The sequence below is a fragment of the Aquamicrobium aerolatum DSM 21857 genome, from assembly GCF_900113935.1.
GTDB lineage: Bacteria > Pseudomonadota > Alphaproteobacteria > Rhizobiales > Rhizobiaceae > Aerobium > Aerobium aerolatum.
In genome coordinates this window covers 131586-156587 of record NZ_FORF01000006.1, presented here as the reverse complement: position 1 = coordinate 156587, position 25002 = coordinate 131586, and the positions used below count along the sequence as shown (strand labels likewise).

Annotated in this window: 24 protein-coding genes and 1 tRNA gene; 13 read left to right on the top strand and 12 right to left on the bottom strand. The window is 58.4% G+C overall.

Annotated elements, in window-relative coordinates; all coding sequences use genetic code 11:
* Positions 1-250: 250 nt before the first annotated feature.
* The 4 genes from BMZ42_RS06840 to BMZ42_RS06825 all read right to left on the bottom strand — a co-directional run bounded on the left by BMZ42_RS06840 (position 251) and on the right by BMZ42_RS06825 (position 4118).
* A complete protein-coding gene (locus BMZ42_RS06840; protein ID WP_091520224.1) occupies positions 251-535 on the bottom strand; it encodes a photosystem reaction center subunit H in 285 nt (94 codons plus the stop codon).
* A gap of 168 nt (positions 536-703) precedes the next feature.
* Positions 704-778 (bottom strand) — tRNA-Glu (locus BMZ42_RS06835).
* Between the two features lie 93 nt (positions 779-871).
* Complete coding sequence (locus BMZ42_RS06830) at positions 872-2017, bottom strand: D-Ala-D-Ala carboxypeptidase family metallohydrolase (protein ID WP_244523190.1); 1146 nt, start codon at positions 2015-2017, stop codon at positions 872-874.
* A gap of 271 nt (positions 2018-2288) precedes the next feature.
* A complete protein-coding gene (locus BMZ42_RS06825) occupies positions 2289-4118 on the bottom strand; it encodes a PHA/PHB synthase family protein (protein ID WP_091520221.1) in 1830 nt (609 codons plus the stop codon).
* A 117-nt stretch (positions 4119-4235) separates the two neighbouring features.
* Here BMZ42_RS06825 and BMZ42_RS06820 point away from each other — a divergent pair, with 117 nt between their 5' ends.
* The 3 genes from BMZ42_RS06820 to BMZ42_RS06810 all read left to right on the top strand — a co-directional run bounded on the left by BMZ42_RS06820 (position 4236) and on the right by BMZ42_RS06810 (position 7281).
* Positions 4236-4607, top strand: coding sequence for a hypothetical protein (locus BMZ42_RS06820; RefSeq protein ID WP_091520218.1), 372 nt, complete (start codon positions 4236-4238; stop codon positions 4605-4607).
* 92 nt (positions 4608-4699) lie between these two features.
* Positions 4700-5917, top strand: a complete 1218-nt coding sequence (locus tag BMZ42_RS06815; protein ID WP_091520217.1) for an LL-diaminopimelate aminotransferase — start codon at positions 4700-4702, stop codon at positions 5915-5917.
* Between the two features lie 38 nt (positions 5918-5955).
* On the top strand, positions 5956-7281 hold the full coding sequence (locus tag BMZ42_RS06810) for a homoserine dehydrogenase (protein ID WP_091520214.1): 1326 nt from the start codon (positions 5956-5958) through the stop codon (positions 7279-7281).
* Here the strand turns inward: BMZ42_RS06810 and BMZ42_RS06805 are convergent.
* Positions 7276-8055 carry a LytTR family DNA-binding domain-containing protein gene (locus BMZ42_RS06805; RefSeq protein ID WP_139207873.1) on the bottom strand — a complete coding sequence of 260 codons (780 nt, stop codon included), beginning with the start codon at positions 8053-8055 and terminating at the stop codon, positions 7276-7278. The genes BMZ42_RS06810 and BMZ42_RS06805 overlap by 6 nt on opposite strands.
* 107 nt (positions 8056-8162) lie before the next feature.
* On the opposite strand from BMZ42_RS06805, the gene BMZ42_RS06800 reads away from it, so the two are divergent.
* From BMZ42_RS06800 to BMZ42_RS06785, 4 genes are all read left to right on the top strand, one after another.
* Positions 8163-8672, top strand: a complete 510-nt coding sequence (locus BMZ42_RS06800) for a DUF2306 domain-containing protein (RefSeq protein ID WP_091520210.1) — start codon at positions 8163-8165, stop codon at positions 8670-8672.
* Between the two features lie 149 nt (positions 8673-8821).
* A complete protein-coding gene (gene glpX / locus BMZ42_RS06795) occupies positions 8822-9799 on the top strand; it encodes a class II fructose-bisphosphatase (protein WP_091520207.1) in 978 nt (325 codons plus the stop codon).
* A 60-nt stretch (positions 9800-9859) separates the two neighbouring features.
* The gene (gene recJ, locus BMZ42_RS06790; RefSeq protein ID WP_091520206.1) at positions 9860-11641 is read left to right on the top strand and encodes a single-stranded-DNA-specific exonuclease RecJ; all 1782 of its coding nucleotides are present in this window, start codon (positions 9860-9862) and stop codon (positions 11639-11641) included.
* Between the two features lie 143 nt (positions 11642-11784).
* Complete coding sequence (locus BMZ42_RS06785) at positions 11785-14301, top strand: membrane-bound PQQ-dependent dehydrogenase, glucose/quinate/shikimate family (RefSeq protein ID WP_091520203.1); 2517 nt, start codon at positions 11785-11787, stop codon at positions 14299-14301.
* Positions 14302-14368: 67 nt separating this feature from the next.
* Here the strand turns inward: BMZ42_RS06785 and BMZ42_RS06780 are convergent, their stop codons facing one another.
* The 3 genes from BMZ42_RS06780 to folE form a co-directional block, all read right to left on the bottom strand.
* Positions 14369-15328 (bottom strand): patatin-like phospholipase family protein, encoded by a 960-nt coding sequence (locus tag BMZ42_RS06780; RefSeq protein WP_091520327.1) that lies wholly within the window; start codon positions 15326-15328, stop codon positions 14369-14371.
* A 79-nt stretch (positions 15329-15407) separates the two neighbouring features.
* A complete protein-coding gene (gene hisI, locus BMZ42_RS06775) occupies positions 15408-15857 on the bottom strand; it encodes a phosphoribosyl-AMP cyclohydrolase (protein WP_091520201.1) in 450 nt (149 codons plus the stop codon).
* Between the two features lie 17 nt (positions 15858-15874).
* Positions 15875-16522, bottom strand: coding sequence for a GTP cyclohydrolase I FolE (gene folE, locus BMZ42_RS06770; protein WP_091520198.1), 648 nt, complete (start codon positions 16520-16522; stop codon positions 15875-15877).
* 229 nt (positions 16523-16751) lie between these two features.
* Here folE and BMZ42_RS06765 point away from each other — a divergent pair, with 229 nt between their 5' ends.
* Positions 16752-17198 carry an iron-sulfur cluster assembly scaffold protein gene (locus BMZ42_RS06765; protein ID WP_091520196.1) on the top strand — a complete coding sequence of 149 codons (447 nt, stop codon included), beginning with the start codon at positions 16752-16754 and terminating at the stop codon, positions 17196-17198.
* Positions 17199-17215: 17 nt separating this feature from the next.
* On the opposite strand, the gene BMZ42_RS06760 is transcribed toward BMZ42_RS06765, so the two are convergent.
* Entirely contained in the window at positions 17216-18253 is a 1038-nt protein-coding gene (locus BMZ42_RS06760; RefSeq protein WP_091520194.1) for an LLM class flavin-dependent oxidoreductase, read from the bottom strand.
* A 131-nt stretch (positions 18254-18384) separates the two neighbouring features.
* Here BMZ42_RS06760 and yidD point away from each other — a divergent pair, with 131 nt between their 5' ends.
* The 3 genes from yidD to thrS all read left to right on the top strand — a co-directional run bounded on the left by yidD (position 18385) and on the right by thrS (position 21151).
* A complete protein-coding gene (gene yidD, locus BMZ42_RS06755) occupies positions 18385-18741 on the top strand; it encodes a membrane protein insertion efficiency factor YidD (RefSeq protein WP_244523189.1) in 357 nt (118 codons plus the stop codon).
* A gap of 89 nt (positions 18742-18830) precedes the next feature.
* The gene (locus BMZ42_RS06750) at positions 18831-19010 is read left to right on the top strand and encodes a YegP family protein (RefSeq protein ID WP_091520189.1); all 180 of its coding nucleotides are present in this window, start codon (positions 18831-18833) and stop codon (positions 19008-19010) included.
* A gap of 158 nt (positions 19011-19168) precedes the next feature.
* On the top strand, positions 19169-21151 hold the full coding sequence (thrS, locus tag BMZ42_RS06745) for a threonine--tRNA ligase (protein ID WP_091520187.1): 1983 nt from the start codon (positions 19169-19171) through the stop codon (positions 21149-21151).
* Between the two features lie 90 nt (positions 21152-21241).
* Here the strand turns inward: thrS and BMZ42_RS06740 are convergent, their stop codons facing one another.
* On the bottom strand, positions 21242-22210 hold the full coding sequence (locus BMZ42_RS06740; protein ID WP_091520325.1) for a hypothetical protein: 969 nt from the start codon (positions 22208-22210) through the stop codon (positions 21242-21244).
* Positions 22211-22397: 187 nt separating this feature from the next.
* Here BMZ42_RS06740 and BMZ42_RS06735 point away from each other — a divergent pair, with 187 nt between their 5' ends.
* Both BMZ42_RS06735 and BMZ42_RS06730 read left to right on the top strand, forming a co-directional pair.
* On the top strand, positions 22398-22982 hold the full coding sequence (locus BMZ42_RS06735; protein WP_091520185.1) for a nitroreductase family protein: 585 nt from the start codon (positions 22398-22400) through the stop codon (positions 22980-22982).
* Between the two features lie 3 nt (positions 22983-22985).
* Entirely contained in the window at positions 22986-23594 is a 609-nt protein-coding gene (locus tag BMZ42_RS06730; RefSeq protein WP_091520183.1) for a flavin reductase family protein, read from the top strand.
* Between the two features lie 15 nt (positions 23595-23609).
* Here the strand turns inward: BMZ42_RS06730 and BMZ42_RS06725 are convergent, their stop codons facing one another.
* Together BMZ42_RS06725 and BMZ42_RS06720 are read right to left on the bottom strand one after the other, a co-directional pair.
* Positions 23610-24479: an HpcH/HpaI aldolase/citrate lyase family protein gene (locus BMZ42_RS06725; RefSeq protein WP_091520322.1), complete on the bottom strand. Its 870-nt coding sequence runs from the start codon at positions 24477-24479 to the stop codon at positions 23610-23612.
* Complete coding sequence (locus tag BMZ42_RS06720) at positions 24479-24931, bottom strand: MaoC family dehydratase (RefSeq protein ID WP_091520180.1); 453 nt, start codon at positions 24929-24931, stop codon at positions 24479-24481. Before BMZ42_RS06720 ends, BMZ42_RS06725 begins: the two co-directional genes overlap by 1 nt.
* Between the last annotated feature and the right edge of the window lie 71 nt (positions 24932-25002).

The window sequence follows — 25002 nt, the reverse complement described above, 5'->3', positions numbered from 1 at the left end:
CCATCCTTCTGTCTCGTTCAGCCCCTCATTTCGCACCGAAGGGGCAAAGGTTCAAGAGGCAGGGTGCTTGTCGCAAAGGGGGGAGGCAGCTGACGAATGCCGTGAGCCGGTCATGCTGGTCGTGAGCAAGGTGCGCCTCAGTGGGCCTAGGAGCGCCGTGCGCGGCTTTCGTGGCGCTTGCGGACCGGGAGCGCCTGGAAGTGGCGTGATGGCCTGTGGTGGCCGTCTGCGCCTGTTCCGGGGCGTTCTGTTAGTCGATATGTTCAGGCATGGCCTTGAGGCTGTCTTTAGTCCAATTCGTCACGGCGTGGATGTCGCCGTCCTCATCCCGCATGAATTCGAGATTGCTGATCGGAACTGCCACAGGTTTCGCTCCGATTCCAAGGAAGCCGCCAACGTCGACGACGACCTGACTGCCGTGGAGGTGGGAGGTGGAGCCGATCTTTTCGTCGTCCGGTCCATAAATGGTCGCGCCTTCCAGAGTCTCGGCATTCAGTTCATGAGTCGACAGGCGGGTGTGTCGGGTGTGATCCATCGTGCATCTCCGCTGGGTTGGTTGGATGAAACCAAAACAGCTGAAGAGTGGATACGTTCCGCAAGAGTGTCACGCGAACTAAAGCGCGAGTGCTCTGGAGCTTCGCAGCAGTCTCATGATCAAAGATTCAGTGATGGGGAAAAGAAAGACTTTAGTCTTTAAAGTTTCTGGTACGCCCAAGGGGAATCGAACCCCTGTCTGCGCCGTGAAAGGGCGCTGTCCTAACCGCTAGACGATGGGCGCTGACCAGAACGAGGTGGCTTATAGCCAGCATTTTCGAAGGTGGCAACCCGTCTTTTGCATTTCGGGTCGATTTTAGTATTACCGCAACGTCAATTACTTACGGCGGCGGCAGCGCCAATTCCAGTCTCTTTCCGGCCCGACATCGACGTGTACGGAATCGGTGTGGCAGTAGGTTCCCACGCCGCCGCGGCCGGGCATGGTGCGCACATAAGCGGCAAGTTGCCACTTACTGACACCTTCGACCTGAACATCGGCTGCGGCACAATACATGTGCAGCGAATTTCGGGCGCCGCGAGCTTTGCGATTGTGTCCGGGGTTGCGATAGCCGGACGTGACAACGACTTTTCGGCCAAAATGATTCTCGATAGTGCGCAGCACGCGAACCAGTGACGGTTTCAGGCATGCGACATCGACGCTATCGGTCTGTTTGAGGAGGCCGTTCGGGGCGAGGCGGGCGAGGCCGGCAGCAGACGCAACCTGGACCGCTTCGTCTTCGTAGAGATCGATATCGGCGTCGTCGTCAGCGCCTGAGCGGCGCGAAATTTCGAAAAGTGAATTCTTGTCCCGAACACCTGGGAGGGGCGTGGCCGAACCGGATGCGGCTGCAACCAGTGGCGTTGCGGGGCCCGTCGAGGCCAACTGCACCATCGGCTTTGCAGGCTCAGCGGAGGGGGCCGGGGAGGGAATAAGCGAAGCTGAAGCTTTTACGGGAGCTGCGGCGGACGCCGAGTTTGTGCCGAACAGTGCGGACAGGAAGCCGCGAGGCTTGGGGGCGGGCGCTGCTGCTACTTGCTGCTGGATGGGGGCATTTTCCAGAAACTGGGTCGGTTGTGCCGGTTCAGGCGGTTGCGCGGGAATCTCGATAGGTGATTGAGGTGCTGCAACCGGTTGCGCAACGGCCACGATCGCTTCCGCTAGAGGTTCTGGGGGAGCTTGCAGTGCCAGCAGCTGTCCCTCGGATCCAGGTCGCAGCGTTGGGGCCGCAGCGACAGCTTCAGGAAGCATGGGATCGTCATCATCCATCACAAAGGCGCTTGCCGTTGTGACTTCCACAGCGCTTTCGAGCGGGCCTTGTGCAAAGCTCGCCTGATCCACTGCTGCCGATGGCGTCGGCGCGGGCATGGCGAAGCCGAATGGCTCAGTTTCGGTCGTGGAGCATGAGGCGAGGAGAACCGACGTCAGAGCCGCAAGCAATGCGGTGCGACCGTCGCGTACAAGGCGCGTTCCCTCTACTTTCAATGTGGAACCCCTTCCAACAACTCGACTTACTTCTACGTCGTGCCTTCGCACTATCCTTCAAACGCCGACCGCTGAAGCGATCGAATTTGAAGGTGCGACCCTCTGCTCGAATGACCGATCCCTCTGGTCAAACTCGGCAGTCCGGTCGTCACATATCGTATGCCCCTCGCGAAAGACCTAACGAATCGGACATCGAAGTGCAACCATTCGGCTAAAAGTCAAATGCGGCGAGAAGATGAACCTGCCACGGTCAGGTCATATTCGGCCTATGTCAGACGCGCACCGATACGTAGCTTCCTGGGGCGTCTCCAAGTGCTTTAAGCTTCCTGCCACCGGGCTTGCGTGGTGGAACCCGACGATTGTCGCATTCTTCAATCCAGCTTTGCCAGTTCTCCCACCACGAGCCGGGATGTTCGTTGGCAGACGCAACCCAGGAATCAAAGTCCCCGCTGGGCTTGGTGCCGGTCCAGTATTGGTATTTTCGTGCTGCGGGCGGATTGACGACGCCGGCAATATGGCCGGAGCCCGACATGACGTAACGGACGTCACCGCCAAAATACTGGCAGCCGAGAAACACCGAGCGGGCGGGCGCTATGTGGTCCTCTTTTGCTGCCAGATTGTACACTGGAATCGTCACGTCGCCGAGTGACAGTTTACGTCCAGAGAGAACCATTTCGCCGCGTGACAATGTGTTGTCGAGGTAGCAGTTGCGCAAATAATAGGAATGGTTGGCAGCACTCATGCGCGTGGAGTCGGAGTTCCAGTAGAGCAGGTCGAACGGCAGGGGCTCCCGGCCACGAACGTAATTGTTGACCATGTACGGCCAGATGAGGTCGCCTGCGCGAAGCATGTTGAAAGCCGTCGCCATTTTGGTGCCATCCAGGTAGCCCTTGTCTGACATGGCTTTCTCAAGCGCCGAAATCTGATCCTCGTCGACAAAAACTTTCAGGTCGCCCGCATAGGTAAAGTCCACCTGCGTCGTGAAGAAGGTGACGCTCTTGATCCGGTCATCGCCTTCCTGCGCGAATAGCGCAAGCGCTGCAGCCAGCAGCGTTCCTCCGACGCAGTAGCCGATGGCGTTGACTTCCCGCTCCCCGGTCGCTTTTTCAACCGCATCGAGACCAAAGCGGATACCTTCGTCGATGTAGTCCTCCCAACTCTTGCGCCCGTGGCGCTCGTCGGGATTGACCCATGAGATCACGAAAACCGTATGGCCCTGCGAGACAGCCCAACTGATGAACGACTTTGCGGGATTCAGATCAAGAATGTAGAACTTGTTGATCCATGGCGGGCAGATCAGCAGCGGGCGTTTGAGCACCTTGTCGGTGTTTGGGCTGTACTGAATGATTTCCGCGACATCGCTGCGGGCGATCACCTTGCCGGGGGTTGTGGCAATGTTTGTCCCAATCTTGAATCCCGTGGGGTCAGATTGGCGCAGTTTCAGATCTCCGCGTCCCGCCTCGATATCTTCAGCCAGCATCTTCATGCCACGCACGAGATTCTCGCCGTTAGCTTCCATCGTTTCGCGAAACAATTCAGGATTGGTCAAAAGGAAATTCGAAGGCGAGATGGCTTCGCTGAGCTGTCGCACATAAAATTGCGCCTTGTGGCGTGTGTGATCGTCCAGACCATCCGCCTGTTCCACCAAGTCGGCTGCCCATCTCGATGTGACCAGATAAGTCTGTTTGATGAAGTCGAAAAATGCGTTGCGTGCCCATTCCGGGTCGGTGAAGCGCTTGTCGCTTTTCTCAGGCTCGACGACGCGTTCGATCGCGCTGTCACCGAGGCGCTGGATCGAATTCGTCCAGACATTCATGTAGCCGGAAAAAAGCCGCGTCTGAGCTTCAAGCGCGCGGGCGGGGTCGGAAAGCCAGTATTCCGTCAGCTTTGAGAAGGTTTTGACCATATCGGTCATCGGCTCGGAGATTGAATCGCGAACCTCGCCCTTCTCACGCGGGCCCGACCAGGCTGCCGCCGCTTTGCCGGCTTCTTCAATCATCCGCGCTACGTTGAGTGCAAAGCGCTCAGGATCCTTGACCAGATATTGGTCGACGGAGGAATGTGCATCGGTTTTGGTGTGGCCGTCGTCTGCCTTCCCCATTTAGCTTTTTGTCCTCCTGCCGCCGCCTTTTCTTGACACAGTATCATGGGAGCTAGATACCGGTCCAATACCGATCACGCCCTGCGGGAAGTTCTGGGCAGGTCATGGGACAAAAGAATGACGATATGGCGCGAGGCCTTCATTTCTTGTTTTGTCGCGGGATCGGCGACGGTGCTTTCATTTCTGGCTGGCTGCACGACAGTCAGTCTGGAAGATGCATTTCCTGCTGCGGTTCAGGCACCACCGAAGCAGGACACGACCCCTGTTTCGCGACCGGGCGAGTACCCCAACCTCAACGTCGCGCCCCAACCGTCGGGCCCGCAACTGACTAACGACGAAAGTCGCGCCGCGGTCGAGGAATTGCGCCAGAAGCGAGCGAGGCAGGCCGCAGGCGGCGGGCAGGGGACGTCGCTCGACGGCGCCGATGAATTGCGCCGACTGGCCAATTCTCACGCAGAGGAAACTTTGCGTGCCATCGAAGGTGAGTGACGTTCTGTCTCTCGACCCTCTTTCGATTTGCGTATATAGCCGCGAACCGAAACACCTGCCGCCAATGCGGTTACATACTCCAGGAAAAAGCTATGGAAGAGTTCCACAAAGTTCGCCGCCTGCCGCCTTACGTCTTCGAACAGGTTAATCGCCTGAAGGCAGCGGCGCGAACGGGTGGAGCCGACATCATCGACCTGGGAATGGGCAATCCCGATCTGCCGACGCCGAAGGCGATCGTCGACAAGCTGGTGGACGTTGTTCGCGATCCGCGCACGCACCGCTATTCCTCGTCGAAGGGTATCCCCGGCTTGCGCAAGGCGCAGGCGAATTATTACGCGCGCCGTTTCGGTGTGAAGCTCAACCCCGATACGCAGATCGTCGCGACGCTCGGTTCAAAGGAAGGCTTTGCCAACATGGCGCAGGCGATTACCGCGCCTGGCGACGTGATCCTGTGCCCGAACCCGACCTATCCGATCCACGCTTTCGGCTTCCTGATGGCTGGAGGGGTGATCCGCTCCATGCAGGTCGAGCCGGATGAAAACTTCATCCCGGCTCTCGAGCGCGCCATTCGTCACTCGACGCCGAAGCCGTTGGCCTTGATCCTCAACTATCCGTCGAACCCGACGGCATATGTCGCGACACTCGATTTCTACAAAGAAGTCGTGGACTATGCGCGCAAGAACGAACTCCTGATCCTGTCGGATCTGGCGTATTCCGAGATCTATTTCGATGGGAACCCGCCGCCGTCCGTGCTCGAAGTTCCGGGTGCAATGGATGTGGCAGTCGAGTTCACATCGATGTCCAAGACTTTCTCCATGCCGGGATGGCGTATGGGATTTGCGGTCGGTAATGAGCGGTTGATTGCTGCCCTCACGCGCGTGAAGTCCTACTTGGATTACGGCGCGTTCACGCCGATCCAGGTCGCTGCGACCGCTGCCCTCAATAGCGACGGGGCGGAAATCGAAGAAGTCCGCGCTGTCTATCATCGTCGTCGCGACGTCATGGTTGACACGTTTGCGCGCGCCGGGTGGGAAATCCCGGCTCCGGCCGCGACGATGTTTGCATGGGCACCGATCCCCGCAGCATTCCGCCATCTCGGCTCCTTGGAGTTTTCCAAGCTGCTGGTGGAGAAGGCCGACGTAGCGGTTGCGCCCGGTATCGGTTTCGGCGAACACGGCGACGACTACGTTCGCCTCGCGCTTGTTGAAAATGAGCACCGCATCCGCCAGGCAGCGCGAAGCATCAAGCGCTTCCTGGGCACAACCGGCGAAACGCTGGACAATGTGACGCCGCTGGCCGCGCGTCGCTGATTATTGCAGATCTGACAGTTACGAAGGGTGGCGGGGTTATGAGCGAAGCGTTGCGTGTTGGAATTGCCGGTCTTGGAACGGTGGGCGCGAGCGTCGCGCGTGTTCTCACCGAAAAGGCGGCGGAACTCACGCGCCAGTGCGGTCGTCCTATCCTCGTGACCGCCGTGTCCGCTCGCAGTAAGGGGCGGGATCGCGGTGTCGATCTGTCAGGCGCGGTCTGGTTCGATGATCCCGTTGAAATGGCGCGAACCGCCGACATCGATGTCTTTATCGAACTGATCGGCGGCGATGAGGGGCCAGCACGCGAGAGCGTTCGCGTTGCGTTGGAAAATGGCCGCCACGTCGTTACCGCCAACAAGGCGCTGCTTGCCAAGCACGGACTGGCTCTTGCTGGTATTGCAGAGGAAAAAGGCGTGCTTCTCAACTACGAAGCGGCCGTCGCAGGCGGAATACCGGTCATCAAGACGATGCGTGAATCGATGGCGGGCAACACCGTCTCGCGCATTTTCGGTATCCTCAACGGCACCTGCAATTACATCCTGACGCGGATGGAAGCAGAAGGCATCTCGTTTCAGGATTGCCTCGCTGACGCCCAGCGTCTTGGCTATGCCGAAGCGGATCCGACTTTCGATATCGAAGGGAACGACACCGCTCATAAGCTGTCGATCCTGACGAGCCTTGCTTTTGGCACTGAGATCGCTGCTGACGACATCTATCTTGAAGGCATTTCCAACATCACGCAGGCCGACATCCGGGCTGCGTCGGACCTTGGATATCGCATCAAGCTGCTTGGGGTAGCGCTACGCACCGAGAGCGGTATCGAGCAGCGCGTCCATCCGACAATGGTTCCGACTGCGTCGGTGATCGCACAGGTCAACGGTGTCACGAACGCGGTTGCGATCGAGACAGATATTCTCGGCGAGTTGCTTTTGTCGGGTCCGGGTGCCGGCGGCAATGCCACAGCTTCTGCCGTGGTCGGCGACATTGCCGACATCGCCAAGAGCCGGCCCGGTTTCCAGCATGGCCCGGTTTTCGGACGTCCGGTGACAGAGCTTGCACCTTACACGCGTGCCAAGATGCGCAGCCACGAAGGTGGGTATTTCATTCGCCTCACGGTTTCGGATCGCACTGGTGTATTCGCCGCAATCGCTCGCCGCATGGCTGACAACGAGATTTCACTGGAATCCATTGTCCAGCATGCCAACGGACACAACTCGGCGGATCAGAAGACGGTGATCCTCGTGACCCACGAGACGACAGAAGCTGCCGTCCGCAAGGCGGTCGATGGCATCACCAGTGACGGTCATCTGGTTGACAAGCCACAGGTAATCCGAATCGAACGCGCAGCCCGAACGCGGCTATAACAAGCCCGCATCCTTGAGGGTATTGCGACGCGAGCGGCTGACCGGAAGGGTTTCGCCGTTCGCCATCTTGATCATCAGGCGATCGCCTTGCCGCTGCGTTTCCCGCACCGCGTCGCGCGCGATCCAATGCGAACGGTGAATCTGAACACCGTCCAGGGGCGCGGTTTCCTTGATCGCGTCCGCCAGTCGAAGAAGCACCAGCGACGTGCCTTTGCTGGTGACGACTTCGACGTAGTGATCCTGCATCGTCAGGTAATAGAGCTCACCGCGTCGTTCAGGTGTCAAACGCTCCAGCAGGGGCGGGCGCTGCGGGACGGCTGAGGGCTCGCTTTTCTGCGTATTTTCAAGTGTCATCGAAAAATACGCCACGCATCCCGATGCAATCGCGGACAACGGCACCGTGTAGGCGATCAGCGCTCCGAAACCGATTACCTTCGCGTCGAAGATCCAAATGTTGATCAGCCACACGACAGCGGCAACCGGCAAACCGGCAATCGCGCCATAGACAGCAAAAGTGGCCGTTGACGGTCGTATGTCGTTGGCTGCAAAGCAGGCCTCAAGCAGCGTGACACAAAGAAATCCTGCCAGATAGGTCGTAACCGCTACGAGTGCCCAATATCCAAGCCGGGCAGGCAGCCCCAGCGCTTCGTAAGTGCCGAAGGGCCCCACCATCCCGAAGACGGCTGAGGCGGCGCCAAGTGCCACCCACAAAAGCGGCGACCTGAGAGTCACCTTCAACTGGCGCTTCGCGAATTGCATAGGGGATCGGCTCACGAACGAATTCCAGCAGCTTGCGAGGTTTGCGTTGAACAGAGGCAATCTGATGAGACAGGTCAAGCCTGCACTGTTTTCAAAAGCTCCACAATCTCGCAGGTACGTTCATGACCTTGACGCCTCTACTCGAAGCCTCGCTTGCCATCCAGATACATACGATTTCCGCAGTTCTCGCATTTTTGCTCGGTGCCTGCGTGCTGTTCCGACGCAAAGGAGATGCGTTTCACCGGGCAGGCGGAAAGATCTGGGTGGTCCTTATGCTCGTGGTGTGCGCCACGTCGATGTTCATCCACGCAATCCAGATGGTCGGTATCTGGAGCCCGATCCACTTGCTGTCGATCAGCACCACATGGTTCTTGTATAAGGGGGTGGCGGCTGCGCGCCAGCGGCACATTCATGAGCACCAGGCGACCATGAAGAGCATCTACCTCGGTGCCCTGGTCATCGCAGGCTTCTTCACTTTCATGCCGGGACGCATCATGCATGAGGTGTTTTTCAGTGGCCCGGACAGGCGTTTCGGCATTGCGACCGCGCTTCTCATCGCGCTGATCGTATGTGCTCTCGTCGCGACGGCGGCCCGCGACACATACCGCGCCCGTTGGCAGAAACGTACGTAAAAGCGGGTGCTTATCCCCAGTCACTCGAGTTTAATCGATTCACCTGAGCGCGGCGGGCCGAATTAAGCACCGCGCTACTTGTGGTCGTACAACGGCTTTGCCAAAAGGATGCTACCTAAACTGCGAACCGTCTTATTTGGGAATTTGTCATGGCATCTACCGCTTCGTCCGGTCTTGATCGTATCCTCACCCTCGAACTCGTACGTGTCACCGAGCGCGCCGCTGTCGCCGCTGCGCGTCTGCGCGGTCGTGGAGACGAGAAGGCTGCCGATCAGGTTGCTGTGGATGCCATGCGTTCCGAACTTAATCGTCTGCCTATCAATGGCGTGGTCGTGATTGGCGAGGGCGAACGCGACGAGGCGCCGATGCTCTACATCGGTGAAGAAGTGGGTACAGGCGATGGTCCGAGCGTCGACATCGCGCTTGATCCGCTCGAGGGCACCACGATCTGTGCCAAAAATCTGCCGAATTCGCTGGCCGTCATCGCGATTGCTGAAAAGGGCAGCCTGCTTTATGCGCCAGATGTCTATATGGACAAGATCGCGGTCGGGCCGGGTTACGCGTCCGGTGTCGTTGATATCGACGCTCCGGCAATCGAGAACATCGAGAACCTCGCGAAAGCCAAGGGCGTTCCGGTCAATGAGATTACAGCCTGCATCCTCGACAGGCCGCGTCACGCACGCCTGATCGAGGCAGTGCGCGCAACCGGCGCTGCGATCCGGCTGATTGGTGACGGCGACGTTGCTGGTGTGATCCATACGACGAACCCCGACGACACAGGTATCGACATCTACATGGGTACCGGCGGCGCGCCTGAAGGGGTGCTCGCCGCGGCAGCATTGCGTTGCATCGGCGGACAGATGCAGGGACGCCTTCTGCTCAACACCGAAGACAAGATCGCGCGTGCGGCCAAGATGGGTATTTCCGACCCGAACCGCGTGTATGCGATGGAAGATATGGCGCGTGGCGATGTTCTGTTTGCAGCAACCGGCGTGACGGATGGCAACATGCTGTCTGGGGTCAAATTTGGACGCGATTCGATCCAGACCCACACGATCGTCATGCGCTCTTCGTCAGGCACGGTGCGCGAGATCAAGGCGCGCCATCAGGATCTGGATAAGTTCTGATTAGACTTTGGCAAACCCGTTCGTCGCCACTAGCTTACGCGCGATGAACGGGATGCTGTCATGACTGATAAACGCTATTTTCTCGATGTACGTCGTTCCGCGTCCGGGCTTGCCTGGGTACACAGGCTCGACCTGCGTCAGGAAAATACGGCGCTTGCGATTGCGCAGGGGCATGGCGTTCCGGATATCGTAGCGCGAGTGCTGGCTGGGCGAGGCGTGGCACAGGATGACGCGGAACGCTTTCTGGACCCCACGATCAGAGATCTGCTTCCCAATCCTCGTACCTTCACCGACATGGACAAGGCGGCCGGCCGCATCGCAGATGCCGTTCTGCGGGGCGAGCGGGTTGCGATATTTGGCGATTACGACGTCGATGGCGCGGCGTCATCGGCTCTTATGCAGCGATTTCTCACGCACTATGGCGTCGAGACCGAGATCTATATTCCGGACCGAATTTTCGAAGGATACGGGCCGAACCCCGACGCAATGCGCGAGCTTGTCGGGCGCGGCGCAAAGCTCATCATCACGGTGGATTGCGGCACGAACAGCGCGGCATCCATCGACGCGGCCAATGAAGCAGGCGCTGATGTCGTTGTTCTAGATCACCACCAGGTAGGTGGCGTGCTGCCTGACGCAATCGCCATCGTAAACCCGAACCGCGAAGATGATCTGTCCGGGCAGGGGCATTTGTGTGCCGCCGGGGTCGTGTTCGTGACACTTGTCCGCACTGTCAGCGTTTTGCGCGAACGTGGAGCACAAGCGGCAGCTCCTGATCTTCTCGGCTGGTTGGATCTGGTCGCGCTCGCCACGGTCTGCGATGTCGTTCCGTTGGTCGGTGTCAACAGGGCATTCGTCGTCAAGGGGCTGGTGGCGATGCGCCGCATGGGCAACGCTGGCCTTTCCGCGTTGTCGCGAGTGTCGCGTATCGGCGAACCTCTCAATCCCTATCATCTCGGGTTCATCATCGGACCACGCATCAATGCCGGTGGACGAATCGGGGATGCAGCGCTCGGGAGCCGGTTGCTCGCGGACGACGATCCTGTCACCGCATTGAGTGTCGCCGAGACGCTTGATCGTCTGAATCAGGAACGTCAGGCGATGGAACAGTCCATGCTGGCGGAGGCCAAGGCCGAAGCAGATGTCGAACTGGCGGCAGGTGAAGGGCCGTCAGTGATCGTGACTGCAAGTGACCGCTGGCACGCAGGCATTGTTGGCCTTCTCGCCGCACGGCTCAAGGAGCACGCTCGCCGGCCAGCCTTTGCCATCAATTTCAACTCTACCGGCACCGGAACGGGCTCTGGCAGATCCATTCCGGGGTTCGACCTTGGTCGCATGGTGCGTGCAGCCGTCGACAAGGGGCTGCTGGTCAAGGGTGGAGGCCACGCAATGGCAGCCGGCATTACCATCCAGCGTGACAAGCTGGGCGATGTTCGGGCTTTCTTCGAGCAATGGGCATCCGACGACATATCGCGGCTGCGACATGAGGAATGCATCGAGATAGATGCAGCATTGTCCGCGGATGGGGCAACATTCTCACTGCTTGACGCCCTTGAGCACGCCGGGCCGTTCGGTTCGGGACATCCACAGCCGGTGCTGGTGCTTCCACATCACACTCTGGCAGATGCGCGACAGGTTGGGGCCAACCATCTTCGTCTGGAACTGCGGTCTCAGACCGGAGCACGTCTTCAGGCGATGGCTTTTCGCGCCGTGGATTCTGAGCTTGGAAACTTCCTGGTTTCAAACCGCGGCAGGGCGATGCACATCGTCGGAAACCTGTCTTCAAACTGGTGGAACGGATCACGCTCAGCCCAGTTTCGCGTGATGGATGCAGCATTGGCGTAGCGATTTTTGAGGAAACTGAACGGGGACTGTACACATGTTGCATGTCTTCATCTCTGGACAAGCTCGCTGGACGCCGCATATTCACTGATCGTGGGAGGGCATGATTTCCTGGATTCGTTTGGGAAAATACGAAAGGCTTGTACATGTCCGAAAATAAAGCCGGATCAAGCTGGGCACCGTGGCCCGTATGGCTGATTGTCGTGCTGATGGTTATCGGAGGGGGCTACCTCCTCTACGGTGGCATTCAGCTTATCTTTCTTGGTGGCTCCTGGTACTTCGCACCAACTGGCGCTGCATTGCTGCTGTCGGCATATCTCGTTGCCCGCAGGAATGTTCAGGGGCTCTATATTTTTCTCGTTGTTTTTGCCGTATCGATCGCATGGTCGTTGTGGGAAGTCGGCGTACAATTCTGGCCACTGGTTTCGCGGCTCGTAGCGCCGGCGGTACTCGGCCTGCTTCTGTTTCTTGCTGCGCCCGCGCTCACGCGTGGTGGTCGACGCATTAGCAGGGGTACGTCGCTTGCTGCTGTTGCGGTGTTGTTGGTTGGCCTGGGAGCTACGGGATATCGCGCATTTCAGCCGGTGCCCTATGTTGCCGCGACCAGCGAGCCTGAAGTGATCGCACAGAACGTCGATGCTCCTTCCGACTGGCAGCATTATGGGCGTACCGGCCACGGCACCCGCTATGCGCCGGACACCCAGATCACGACGGACAACGTCAAGGATCTCCAGGTTGCCTGGACGTATCGCCATGGCGATGTTCCTCTCGATCCCCGCGGCGTCGGCGCAAATGATCAGAACACCCCGATCCAGATCGGCGACACTGTTTATGCGTGCACGGTTCGCAACGTCGTACACGCCCTCGATGCCGACACTGGCGACGAGCGCTGGAGCTTCGATCCCAAGGCAGAGTCGCCATTGTGGCAGCGTTGCCGCAGTGTGAGCTACTTTGAGTCGACCGGCCAAATCTCTGCTGGTCTGCAGACAATCCGCGCTCAGGAGGTTGCCGCAGAAGCAGCCCGTCAGGCACAGGATGCGGCAGAAGCGTCGGAAGAGAACGCGGACGTCGAAGACGGGGCTGCTGAAACGGTCGACGCGCCTGCTGCGCCTGCGGAGGAGGTCCAGGCATCGTCCGAGGCCATCTGCCAGCGTCGCATCGTGATGACGACAATCGACGCGCGCCTGATCTCGCTGGATGCTGACACCGGCGCGGTTTGCACCCAGTTCGGCGACAACGGGACGGTTGATCTGAAGATCGGCATGGGCGAAGTGCGCCCCGGCTTCTACTTCCAGACGTCCGCTCCGACAGTAGCCAACGGTATCATCGTCATTGGCGGCTGGGTCGTTGATAACGTCGCTGTCGGGCTGCCGTCAGGTGTCGTGCGCGGGTTCGATGCCGAAACCGGCGAGCTGGTATGGGCGTGGGATCTCGGTAACCCAGACATTACACGTTTCCCGCCGGAAGGTGAGACCTACACGCGCGGCACGCCGAACGTCTGGTCGACCCCGGCTTTCGACGCTGAGCTCGGCCTTGTCTACCTGCCGACAGGAAACGCGACACCGGACTTCTTTGGTGGCCACCGCCGTGATTTCGACGAGGAATATACTTCTGCAGTCGTGGCGCTGGACATCCAGACCGGCCGTGAGCGTTGGCACTTCCGCACTGTCAACCATGACCTGTGGGACTATGACGTTCCTTCACAGCCAGCACTGTACGATCTTCCCGACGGTAGCGGCGGCAGTCAGGCAGCATTGATCCAGACCACCAAGCGTGGGCAGATCTTTGTGCTTGATCGCGCAACGGGTGAGCCGATCTTCGACGTCGAAGAGAAGGCGGTTCCTCAGGGCGCTGCCGAGGGCGATTGGACTGCTCCGACGCAGCCATACTCGGTGGGCATGCCGGCGATCGGCGTGGATCTGCTGACGGAAGCGCGGATGTGGGGTGCAACCCCGTTCGATCAGCTCTATTGCCGTATCGAGTTCCGCAAGTTGCGCTACGACGGTGACTTCACGCCTCCCGGTCTGGACGCTTCTCTGCAGTGGCCTGGCTTCTTCGGTGGCATGAACTGGGGCAGCTCTTCGATCCACGAGCCGACCGGCTATCTCGTGTTCAACGACACGCGCTCGCCGCATCGCATCCAGCTCGTGCCGCGCGAAATTGCTGACAATGCGGATGCCGCATCATCGCATGAAGGCTTGTCGGGCCAGTTGGGCACGCCATACGGTGCTGCCAAGGTAACCTTCATGTCGCCGCTGGGTGTTCCGTGTCAGGAGCCGCCATATGGCACGATGACGGCGATCGATCTGAAGACCCAGAAGATCGCATGGCAGGTTCCGCTTGGCACCGTGGAGGACAATGGGCCTCTCGGCATCAAGATGGGTCTTTCAATGCCTATCGGCATGCCAACCGTCGGTGGTCCCGTGACGACCGCTTCCGGGCTTGTGTTCTACTCCGGCACGCTGGACCAGAACATCCGGGCGTTCGATTTGGCTACCGGCAAGGAAGTCTGGAAGCATCGCCTTCCGGCTGGCACGCAGGTGACGCCGCTTGTCTACACGTCGCCAAAGACGGGCCGCCAATATGTCGTCGTTTCGGCGGGTGGCTCGCGCGCTTCTGATGTGCGTGGTGACTACATCATTGCATTCGCTTTGCCACAGTAAGCGGGTTTGAATGCGAAAAGCCCGCGCTCGAAAGATCGCGGGCTTTTTTGTGCTGTTGGCAGTTGGCCTACGCCAGTACGGTTTGCAGGCGTTCCAGGTCGTCAAGATGGGCACGTGCAATCTCGTAGCCCAGTCGGATCGCCTCATCTGCGCGGTGGAAATCCGCCAGTCCGATATGCCCAAGTTTCGGCATCAGCGCCAGATCGGGCGGGTCACCGGCCATCCGGGCACGCGCGATCCTGTCCTGGATGATGTTGAACGCTTCCACCATCACGCCAGTAATTCCGAGCCGCGTTTCGCGCTCGCCCGCATCGCGCTTGATCGTCAGTTCACGAATTTCCTCGTCAACATCGTCGGCGCTGTGCTTGATCACGGCAGCGCGTCCAAAAAGGTCATAGTGCAGGTTGACGGCCACCACGAGCGGTTGTTCGTGTGCGCGACACACCGATACCGGAACAGGGTTCACCAAAGCTCCGTCAACGAGCACCCGGCGGTTGCAGATGACCGGCTCGAAAACGCCTGGAAGTGCATAGGATGCACGCATTGCCTTTATGAGCGAGCCGCTGGAGAGCCAGATTTCGTGGCCGGTTCGGATCTCGGCAGCGACGCAGATGAAGGGTTTTGGCAGATCGGCAAAGGTAATCCCCGCCATATGCTGCTGCATCTTGGCATTGAGCTTCATTCCGCCCAACAGGCCGTTGCCGCCGAAGCTCCAGTCCATCAAACCGAACATGCGTCGCTTTGTCAGTGAACGCGCGAAATCTTCCAGCTCGTCCAGCTTGCCAGCCAGATAGCAGCCGCCAACCAGTGCGCCGATGGAGGTGCCTGCAATCATGTCAATCTCGACCCCGGCCTCATCGAGTGCACGGAGCACTCCGATATGGGCCCAGCCACGCGCGGCGCCGCCGCCCAGGGCAAGAGATACGCCAGATTTCCGGGGTTTTGGCTGCGCTATCGGTGGTTCTGTCGGCAGGGCGCCGCCGCCGCCGTCCTCATGTCTGCGTCGCAAAGACGCCCATTCAAGCATCATGCATACTCCCTATCCCCGTATGGTAACGTAAGGGGCGGGCGTATCAAAATAGTGAATCGATGTCTGAGTGCGCGACTTATGACGTAGTCGAGTAGACCTGTTCAGGATCGAACTGCGGCTTCGACCCGTCATCGATGAGCTTTGCATTCCCGTCCTCGAAGGTGACTTTCCTGTAAAAGCAGGAACGTCGACCTGTATGACAGGTTGCATCATGCCCCAGGACTTCGACCTTCAACAATATCGCGTCCTGGTCGCAATCCGTGCGCATCTCAACGACTTGCTGGAGATTTCCGGAGGTTTCGCCTTTTTTCCACAATTGAGCGCGCGAGCGCGACCAATAGTGGGCGATGCCTGTCTCAAGGGTCAGCCCAAGCGCCAGCGCGTTCATGTGGGCGACCATGAGGAGCACACCGTCGCGCGCATCCGTGACGATAGCGGTGATCAGACCATCGCGATCGAAGCGCGGAGCAAAAGCTGCGCCTTCTTCAAGCAGGCTCTTGTCAGTTGGTTGGCTGGGGAAATCCATGTTGCCAAAGGCTCCAGTCAGCGGGACAGGCCGCGCAGCATCATCATGAAGCGAGCCTGTTCTTCGGGATGGTCCCTGAACGCACCGGTGAATGTGGTCGTCAATGTGGTCGAGCCCTGCTTGCGAATTCCGCGCATTGCCATGCACATATGTTCCGCCTCGATCAGAACAGCGACGCCGCGAGGTTGGAGCACGTCCTGGATCACATGAGCGATCTGGGCAGTCATCGCCTCCTGCGTCTGCAGTCGATGTGCGAAGATGTCGACCGTTCGCGCGATCTTTGACAGCCCCACAACCTTGCCGTCCGGCAGATAGGCGACATGCGCCTTGCCGATGATCGGCACCATGTGGTGTTCACAATGCGAGTGGAACGAGATGTCACGAATGAGGACCATGTCGTCGTAGCCTTCGACTTCCTCGAAGGTTCGGCCAAGTTCCTCAGCAGGGTCCTGCTCGTATCCGGAGAACATTTCGCGATAGGCTTTGGCGACACGCTTCGGGGTATCGATCAATCCTTCACGTTCCGGATTGTCACCCGTCCATCGCAACAGGACGCCCACAGCGGCTTCAACCTCGGCGGCGGAAGGACGTTGATTGGTCTGTAGGCTGGAAAGATCTTGAGCAGGCGAAGTTTGCAAGGGGATGTTTTTGACGCAGGCGTCCATGAAAAGGGTCTCCCGTAGCCCCTTTCTATGAAGGGGCGAGTTGAACGGTCACCGCCTTGCACGGATCCCCCGAAGTGCCGGGTTTCCGAAACTGGTCGGTATTGCGACGGCACGAACTCGCGCATGCTTGTTCCAGCCGGTGTCTGGCACTTATATATGGTTCAGGGTCGGTAATGAAAGATGCCAACCGATAAACAATCCATCTCGCTTTGCAGGAATTGAAGAAGCCATGATCGACGAGGTGTATAATGCCAAAATTTTGGGTTTCGCAGGCAATATCGGGCGGATAGGCCGTCTCGAAAATCCGGATGCCACGGCGACAGCTCACTCCAAATTGTGCGGCTCTACCGTCACGATCGATCTGAAAATGGACAAGGATGTCGTAACGGACTTCGCGCATGACGTTAAAGCGTGCGCGCTCGGCCAGGCTTCATCGGCGATCATGGCGGAACACATCGTGGGCGCGACTGCGGATGAATTGCGCCAAGTGCGGGAAACGATGTTGCGGATGCTGAAGGAAAACGGCGCTCCACCGCAAGGCAGTTTCGAAGATCTGAAGTATCTTGAGCCAGTGCGCGACTATAAGGCGCGCCATACGTCGACTATGCTGACCTTCGACGCTGTCGTCGATGCGATCGGTCAGATCGAGCGCAAGCGGGCGGGTGAGGCGGCCTGAGCCGCCTCCCTGCGATATCATTTTCCGGCGAGCAGATCCCGCACCATTGGTGCGACCTTTGTGCCGAAGAGCTCGATGCTTTTCATCAGCTTGTCGTGGGACACGGTCCCGTTGGCATACTTCATGTCGAAGCGCGTAATGCCGAGCGTTTTCATCGTCGTTGCGATCTTTCTCGCTACGGTTTCAGGCGAGCCGACATAGAGCGAACCCATGTCCGCTTCCATGTTCATCCTGTCGGGTGTCGTGCGGCCCCAGCCGCGCTCGCCGCCGATCCGGTTGTGAAGCACTTCGTAACCCGGCCAAAGCTCCTCGCGTGCCTGCTCGTCGGTTTCTGCAACATGTCCCGGCGAGTGGACGCCCAGAGGCAACACGTCGCCACCGATCTGTTCGACGGCTCGGTGATAAAGGTCGATGAAGGGCAAAAACCGCTTTGGCTCGCCACCAATGATCGCAAGCATCATCGGCAAACCATAGGTCACTGCGCGGACCACCGATTCCGGGCTTCCGCCGACGCCGATCCACGTTTTGAGCGTGCCATTCTCGATGGGAGGATAAACGATCTGATCGCGAATCTCTGGGCGTACACTACCTTTCCAGTTGATGGTCCCGCCCTTCAGCAACGCCGCAAACAGGTCCAGCTTTTCCGAGAACAGCGTCTCGTAGTCGTTGAGAGCGTAGCCGAACAGCGGAAAAGATTCGGTGAAGGAACCGCGTCCCAGAATGACTTCTGCGCGTCCGCTGGAGATGGCGTCCAATGTCGAAAACCGCTGAAATACGCGAACAGGCTCGTCCGAGCTGAGCACGGTTACCGCAGAGCCGAGGCGGATCTTGTCGGTCCGTGCGGCGATGGCTGCCAGCGCCACTTCAGGCGCTGAAATGACAAAGTCATCGCGATGGTGCTCGCCCAGTCCTATGAAATCGAGTCCGACCTGATCCGCCAGGACGCCTTCCTCGATGACGTCACGCAACACCTGGGCCTGAGACTTGAGTTTACCGGTTTCGTCGGCTGTGACGTCGCCGAAAGTGTCGAGTCCGAGTTCAATTTGATTGCTCATGCTGAAAATCCTTGCTGCCGTTTCGTCCCCGGCGTGGCATTCGTCTCTTTGGATGCACAGATACTACTTCGAACGGCGTGTTCAAACGATCGACGCTGAGAACGGATTGTCTTCGATGAATGGACTTGAATGTGAATAATGGACGCGAAACGGTTTACAGCCGCAACTGGCGGGGGCCCTGGAAGAAGACTCCCGGCAGACTGTTCGGCACGATATTCATACGCCTCTATCAGCTGACACTCTCGGGCTTCATCGGAAATTCCTGCCGCCATTACCCGACATGCTCGGAATACGCCTACGAAGCAATTGCACGACATGGCCTGTGGGCGGGTGGTTTCATGGGGCTGTTTCGAGTCGTTCGATGCGGTCCCGGTGGCACCCATGGCGTCGATCTTGTCCCGGAAAGCCTCAGCCAGCGGTATCGGTGGTATCAGCCATGGCGCTACTGGGATATTTCGCGCCAGAAAAATGGTGAATTGCACGAATAGTCTGGCGATTTGTCATCGAAATGTTGACGCCGGGAAGAGAAGTGCGAACACTGACATCACCATTGCTGGTGCTAAAGGAGAGGGAAACGATGGCTCACAAGTTTGAAATCTACAAAGACAAGGCAGGCGAGTTCCGAGTTCGCTTCAAGTACAATAGCGAGATCATGTTCTCGACCGAGGGTTACACAAGTAAGGCCAGCGCTCAGAACGCGATCGACTCCATCAAGAAGAACGGTCCCGACGCGCCGGTCGAAGACAACAGCAAGTAATCATTCCCCGAACGGTCAGAGAGCCCGCGCTTCGAGGCGCGGGCTCTTTACGTTCACAGACCGGAGGGTTATGTGTGCCGGCATCGGGGAAACCACCCCGGATCGCTTGTTTGACTGGCCACCCGCGTTCGTAGGCGGGACTGGATAGGAGAATTCTTATGGCTTCTGTTTCCCTTACATTTCCCGATGGTTCCGTGCGCGATTACGACGCCGCCATGACTGGTGCGCAGTTGGCTGAATCCATCTCAAAATCGCTTGCCAAGAAGTCTGTCGCCTATGCGGTTGATGGCGTTGTGCGCGATCTTTCCGAACCGCTGGGTGCCTCGGGTGCCGTGGAGATCGTCACCCGCGACGACGTGCGTGCGCTGGAACTGATCCGTCATGATACCGCTCACGTCCTCGCCGAGGCAGTGCAGGAATTGTGGCCGGGCACACAGGTCACGATCGGGCCGGTGATCGAGAACGGATTTTACTACGACTTCGCGCGCAACGAGCCGTTTACACCGGACGACTTTCCCGTCATCGAAAAGAAGATGCGTGAAATTATTGCGCGCAATCAGCCGTTCACGCGGGAAGTGTGGTCGCGCGACAAGGCGAAGCAGGTTTTCCGCGACAAGGGCGAGGCCTATAAGGTCGAGCTGATCGACGCCATTCCGGAAGGTCAGGATCTCAAGATCTATTATCAGGGCGACTGGTTCGACCTGTGCCGTGGTCCGCATATGGCCTCCACTGGTCAGATCGGCAACGCGTTCAAACTGATGAAGGTTGCCGGAGCATACTGGCGCGGCGATTCCAACAACCCGATGCTAACCCGCATCTATGGGACGGCCTGGGCAACGCAAGAACAGCTCGACCAGTATATTCATATGCTGGAGGAGGCTGAAAAGCGGGATCATCGTCGTCTCGGTCGTGAAATGGATTTGTTCCATTTTCAGGAAGAGGGCCCCGGCGTTGTGTTCTGGCACGCGAACGGCTGGAAGATGTTTCAGACGCTCGTTTCCTACATGCGCAGGCGGCTCGATGCGGACTATCAGGAAGTCAACGCGCCACAGGTTCTCGACCATAGTCTTTGGGAAACCTCAGGCCATTGGGGCTGGTACAAGGAAAACATGTTCGCAGTGCAGTCCGCAGGCGATGAGGCGGAAGACAAGCGTGTTTTCGCGCTGAAGCCGATGAACTGCCCCGGCCACGTCATGATCTTCAAGCATGGCTTGAAGTCTTATCGCGAACTGCCGATCCGTCTTGCCGAATTCGGCACAGTGCATCGCTATGAACCATCCGGCGCGCTGCACGGGCTGATGCGGGTACGCGGTTTCACGCAAGATGACGCGCATATCTTCTGCACGGAAGAACAGCTTGCCGAGGAATGCCTGAAGATCAACGATCTGATCCTCTCGGTCTACGAGGATTTCGGCTTCAAGGAGATCGTCGTCAAGCTGTCGACGCGTCCGGAAAAGCGCGTTGGCTCGGACGAGAACTGGGATCATGCTGAAGCGATCATGACCCGTGTGCTTCAGCAGATCGAGGCGCAGTCTGGCGGTCGCATCAAGACGGATATCCTTCCTGGAGAAGGCGCGTTCTATGGACCGAAATTCGAGTACACGCTGAAGGATGCCATTGGACGCGAGTGGCAGTGCGGGACCACTCAGGTTGACTTCAACCTGCCAGAGCGGTTCGGTGCGTTCTATATCGGTGCTGACTCCGAGAAGAAGCAGCCAGTTATGGTTCATCGTGCCATCTGTGGCTCGATGGAGCGTTTCCTCGGTATCCTGATTGAGAACTTCGCTGGCCATTTTCCGCTTTGGCTCGCGCCACGACAGGTGGTGGTCGCAACCATTACGTCCGATGCTGACGACTACGCGAAGAGCGTTGTAGAAAAGCTGAAGGCCGTGGGGCTGAGCGCGGAAGCCGACCTTCGTAACGAGAAGATCAACTACAAGGTCCGGGAGCACTCTCTGTCCAAGGTGCCGTTGATCCTGGTTTGCGGTCGCCGTGAAGCGGAAGAGGGCACGGTCAATGTCCGTCGCTTTGGGTCACGAGATCAGGAGTCGATGACGCTTGACGCAGCCCTTGCGGCGTTCGTCGAGGAAGCGACGCCACCTGACCTGGCGCGTCGGCGTGCTGTGCCGGCGGCTGTCTGAGGTAAATAAAAAAAGGCCCCGCACATCGACCATGTGCGGGGCCTTTTTTAAAGATATCAAGCAGATAACGGCGCGAGGTGAATCTATTTCTCAGTCGCCGGAGCCAAGAGAAGGGTCGGCCAGTGTTTCGGCCGCAAGAACCTCAACGTCCTGATTGCGTCCAGCAACCACATTGAAATCCCGCTGATAAATCTTGTCGCGATTTTTGGCGACAACTGCGTAGTTGCCTTCCGCCAGAACCATCGAGGCGAAGGCGCCAACGCTTTCGCGAACAACGTCGCCGGAATCGGTAAGAACTGCCCATGAGGTGTCGGCGATAGCTTCGCCGCCTTTCTCACGTACCAGTTTGAGACTGACTTCGGCGCCCTGATGTTCGACCGTTGCTTCCGTCAGTTTTCCCGCCTCGACGTGAATATCTGAACGAATGACTGCGTTGACAGAGCCATAGTTCGATACGACGTGGTAGGTTCCCGAATTGAGCCGCACGACCGTGTTGGGCTGGACGTCCGGAACAATCAACGCCCGGTCACCGGTCGCGTCGGGCTCAGCTTCGTAAATCGCGAAACGCAGCTTGTCGGAAGGGATGCGGAGTCCACCGGACAGCGTCGCATCGAGTTTCAATCCACCAGCATCCAGCACGATCGATTCTGTTTTTGCGCTCCGGTCGACCGTGATGCGTTTGGTTGCGCCAGCCCGGCCGAAAGAGGCGTGTACCAGATAGCTACCGGGTTGCAGCATGAAGTTGCTCGAACCGCCTTGTGCCGACGCAATTAACGGCAACTTGCCGTCCTGATCCGGGTCGGGCTTGAAAACTCTCCAGACAAGCCCGCGCGTGATCGGCGCACCTCCGTCCGTAAGGAAGGCGGTAAGTGTAATTTCGCCTTCGCCGGCTTGCGAGAGAGGGCCTTGGGTCGTCGGTGATGCGTAGCTGGAGATACCGGGAACACGCAGGTTGTCGAGCGGGCTCGTTGCCTGTTGTGCGTGTGCAGCCGGAACGAGCGAACAAGCCGCTGCCGAAAATGCTATTCTGGTGAACAGTCTGGTAACAGCTGCTAACATGCCTTGCGTTGAACCCCAGTCGGATGGCAAATTCAAGGCATAAAATGCGACGTACACGCAAGGATTTCTTCTGACCGTTCGGCTGCAGAGATCTGGCAACAAGCGTCCAGGCGTGCGTGGTTGCTCTTCTCAAGCTCTCATGCCGAGCGACTGCACGAACATCTTCCCATCTTCGTAGGAGTTTTTATTGTCTCAGTCAGTGATTGATTTCATGCTCGCCCGCAGATCCGCTCCGATTGCGGAGCTCAAAGAGCCTGCACCGAGCGATGCCGAAATTGCCACGATGCTCAGGATCGCAGCACGGGTTCCCGATCACGGCATGGTGCAGCCATGGCGTTTTATCCTTTATCGCGGCGAGGTGCGTCATGAAATTGGCCGAATGCTGGCTGCCCGTGCGCAGGAGCGGGAGGGCCACCTGGATGAAAAGCGCCAGCAGCAGGAACTGATGCGATTTGCGCGCGCTCCGCTCGTGATCGGAGTCGTTTCAGTGGTGAAGGATCATCCGAAAGTGCCGCAGTGGGAGATGCTCCTTTCCGGTGGTGCGGCCGCCATGAATCTGGTGCTTGCAGCAAATGCACACGGTTATGGCGCCAACTGGATCACCAACTGGTATTCCGAAGACGAGGAAGGGCGCCGCCTGCTCGGACTGGCGCCGAATGAGCGCGTTGTCGGGTTTGTCCATATTGGTTCGCACGATGGCGGAACCGCCGACCGTCCTCGCCCCGATATGGAAGCGCTGGTGTCAGAATATTCCGGACCTTGGGAGGCCTGACACGTGTTCTATGAGCCGAACAAGGGCCATGGCCTGCCGCATGATCCGTTCAAGGCGATTGTATCGCCGCGCCCGATCGGCTGGATTTCGACAGTTTCGTCAACCGGCAAGCTCAATGTTGCGCCTTATTCGTTTTTCAACGCACTGAGCACGAACCCCCATCTCGTGATGTTCTCTTCGGAAGGAGAGAAAGATAGCGTTGTCTATGCGCGCGAGACGGGTGAGTTCGTATGTAATCTGGTTGGCCGGGCATTGGTGGAAGCGGCAAATGCGACGTCCGTCGATGCTCCACGAGGCGTGTCGGAATTTGACTATGCAAAGCTCGAAACGGCGGTGTCGACGCTGGTGAAGCCACCACGCGTCGCGCAGGCGCTGGCAGCACTCGAATGCAAGGTCACCGAAATCCACCAGCCGAAGGGGCTGGATGGAAAAACCGGCAATCGCTTCATGGTGTTCGGCGAAGTCGTCGGTGTCTATATGAGCGAAGACGCGATGACGGACGGAATGTTCGACATTGTCAAAGCCGGAACAGTTTCGCGGCTTGGCTATCTGGATTTTACGTCCGTCACGGATACGTTCCAGATGCGTCGTCCTCGCTGGAACGACGCATGACGAACCGATAGGCGCTCAGGTGCTGGCAGCGTTGGCTCGCGCCAGCAGCCTTTCCGCTCTTTTCAGGTGAGGGCGGTCAAACATCTTGCCGTCGATACTGATGACGCCCGGATTGCCGGCAACGGCGAAGGCGTCGACGATTGCCTGCGCATGCTGCACGGCATCTGGAGACGGGGCGAATATCTCGTTGATGACAGGAACTTGCGCCGGATGAATAGCCATCCGCCCGGTAAAGCCATCGCGGGCACCCTCGCGGCTGTCGCGTTCGAATGACGCTTCATTTCTGAAATCGGGAAAGACGGTGTCGATTGCCGCGACATCGGCGGCATTGGCGGCAAGGAGCGTCGTCACCCGGGCGTGCTGGAAAACCTGCGTATAGACGCCATTCGCATCACGCGTCTCTGAAGCGCCGATTTCGGCGGACAGGTCTTCTGCACCCCAGGTCAGGCCGGACAAACGAGACTCCCCACGCGCGTAGCTAGCCGCATTGAGGACGCCAAGCGGTGTTTCTGTGATGATGGGCAGGATGCGGGTTACCCCATCTTCCAGACCATTGCGGGCTTCCTCCACGCGCAGGCGCACAGCAAGCCGCGCGACATCATCTGCGCTGTTTGATTTTGGTAGCATGACGCCTTCTGGTGCGCCCTTCATGATTGCGCCGAGGTCGTCGTCGGTCAGGCCTGACGAAAGGTCGTTGACGCGCACGTAGAGGCGGGGGCCCGATCGTTCCTGCATAAGAAGCGATGCCGTGATCTCGCGTGCTGCAGCCTTGCGGTCCAGGGAAACCGAGTCTTCCAGATCGATGATCAGGACATCGGCACCCGAAGCCAGCCCCTTGGCAAGCTTGCGTTCGGAATCGCCCGGTACAAAAAGCAGGGAACGCATCAGGCAGGCCTTTTCTGGATCATCGTCTGGCGGACGCATCTGGCTACCAGAACGTCATGTTGATTGTAGGCGCGGTGTTCCATTTCGACGACGCCGCGATCCGGCTTCGACTTTGATTCTCGGATGGAGCGGATTTCCGTTTCGACACGCACTGTATCGCCATGGAAAAGCGGATGAGGAAACGTGGTGTCGGTCATGCCCAAATTGGCGACGATGGTGCCAAGCGTGGTTTCATGCACCGAAATGCCGATCATCAGGCCGAGTGTGAAAAGAGAATTGACCAGCGGTTTGCCCCATTCACTCCTGGCAGCATAATCAAAATCGATATGCAGCGGCTGCGGGTTCATGGTCATTGTCGAGAAGAACACGTTGTCACTTTCGGTCACGGTACGGGTGATCGGGTGACGGATCACCTGACCGATCGCGAATTCCTCCAGATATAGCCCTGCCATGTACCGTTCCTCCGAATGCGATGGTTCCCTAGCGGTTAAAATCTATGGTGAACCGTTCGTAAACCATTTTT

Coding starts and splice junctions, on each gene's coding strand:
- BMZ42_RS06820 (WP_091520218.1), top strand. CDS start 4,236: ATGACGATATGGCGCGAGGCCTTCATTTCTTGTTTTGTCGCGGGATCG.
- BMZ42_RS06810 (WP_091520214.1), top strand. CDS start 5,956: ATGAGCGAAGCGTTGCGTGTTGGAATTGCCGGTCTTGGAACGGTGGGC.
- hisI (WP_091520201.1), bottom strand. CDS start 15,857: ATGGATTTCCCCAGCCAACCAACTGACAAGAGCCTGCTTGAAGAAGGC.
- BMZ42_RS06765 (WP_091520196.1), top strand. CDS start 16,752: ATGATCGACGAGGTGTATAATGCCAAAATTTTGGGTTTCGCAGGCAAT.
- thrS (WP_091520187.1), top strand. CDS start 19,169: ATGGCTTCTGTTTCCCTTACATTTCCCGATGGTTCCGTGCGCGATTAC.
- recJ (WP_091520206.1), top strand. CDS start 9,860: ATGACTGATAAACGCTATTTTCTCGATGTACGTCGTTCCGCGTCCGGG.
- BMZ42_RS06840 (WP_091520224.1), bottom strand. CDS start 535: ATGGATCACACCCGACACACCCGCCTGTCGACTCATGAACTGAATGCC.
- BMZ42_RS06780 (WP_091520327.1), bottom strand. CDS start 15,328: ATGCTTGAATGGGCGTCTTTGCGACGCAGACATGAGGACGGCGGCGGC.
- glpX (WP_091520207.1), top strand. CDS start 8,822: ATGGCATCTACCGCTTCGTCCGGTCTTGATCGTATCCTCACCCTCGAA.
- BMZ42_RS06750 (WP_091520189.1), top strand. CDS start 18,831: ATGGCTCACAAGTTTGAAATCTACAAAGACAAGGCAGGCGAGTTCCGA.
- BMZ42_RS06720 (WP_091520180.1), bottom strand. CDS start 24,931: ATGGCAGGGCTATATCTGGAGGAATTCGCGATCGGTCAGGTGATCCGT.
- folE (WP_091520198.1), bottom strand. CDS start 16,522: ATGGACGCCTGCGTCAAAAACATCCCCTTGCAAACTTCGCCTGCTCAA.
- BMZ42_RS06725 (WP_091520322.1), bottom strand. CDS start 24,479: ATGCGTTCCCTGCTTTTTGTACCGGGCGATTCCGAACGCAAGCTTGCC.
- BMZ42_RS06815 (WP_091520217.1), top strand. CDS start 4,700: ATGGAAGAGTTCCACAAAGTTCGCCGCCTGCCGCCTTACGTCTTCGAA.
- BMZ42_RS06740 (WP_091520325.1), bottom strand. CDS start 22,210: ATGTTAGCAGCTGTTACCAGACTGTTCACCAGAATAGCATTTTCGGCA.
- BMZ42_RS06825 (WP_091520221.1), bottom strand. CDS start 4,118: ATGGGGAAGGCAGACGACGGCCACACCAAAACCGATGCACATTCCTCC.
- BMZ42_RS06760 (WP_091520194.1), bottom strand. CDS start 18,253: ATGAGCAATCAAATTGAACTCGGACTCGACACTTTCGGCGACGTCACA.
- BMZ42_RS06800 (WP_091520210.1), top strand. CDS start 8,163: ATGACCTTGACGCCTCTACTCGAAGCCTCGCTTGCCATCCAGATACAT.
- BMZ42_RS06785 (WP_091520203.1), top strand. CDS start 11,785: ATGTCCGAAAATAAAGCCGGATCAAGCTGGGCACCGTGGCCCGTATGG.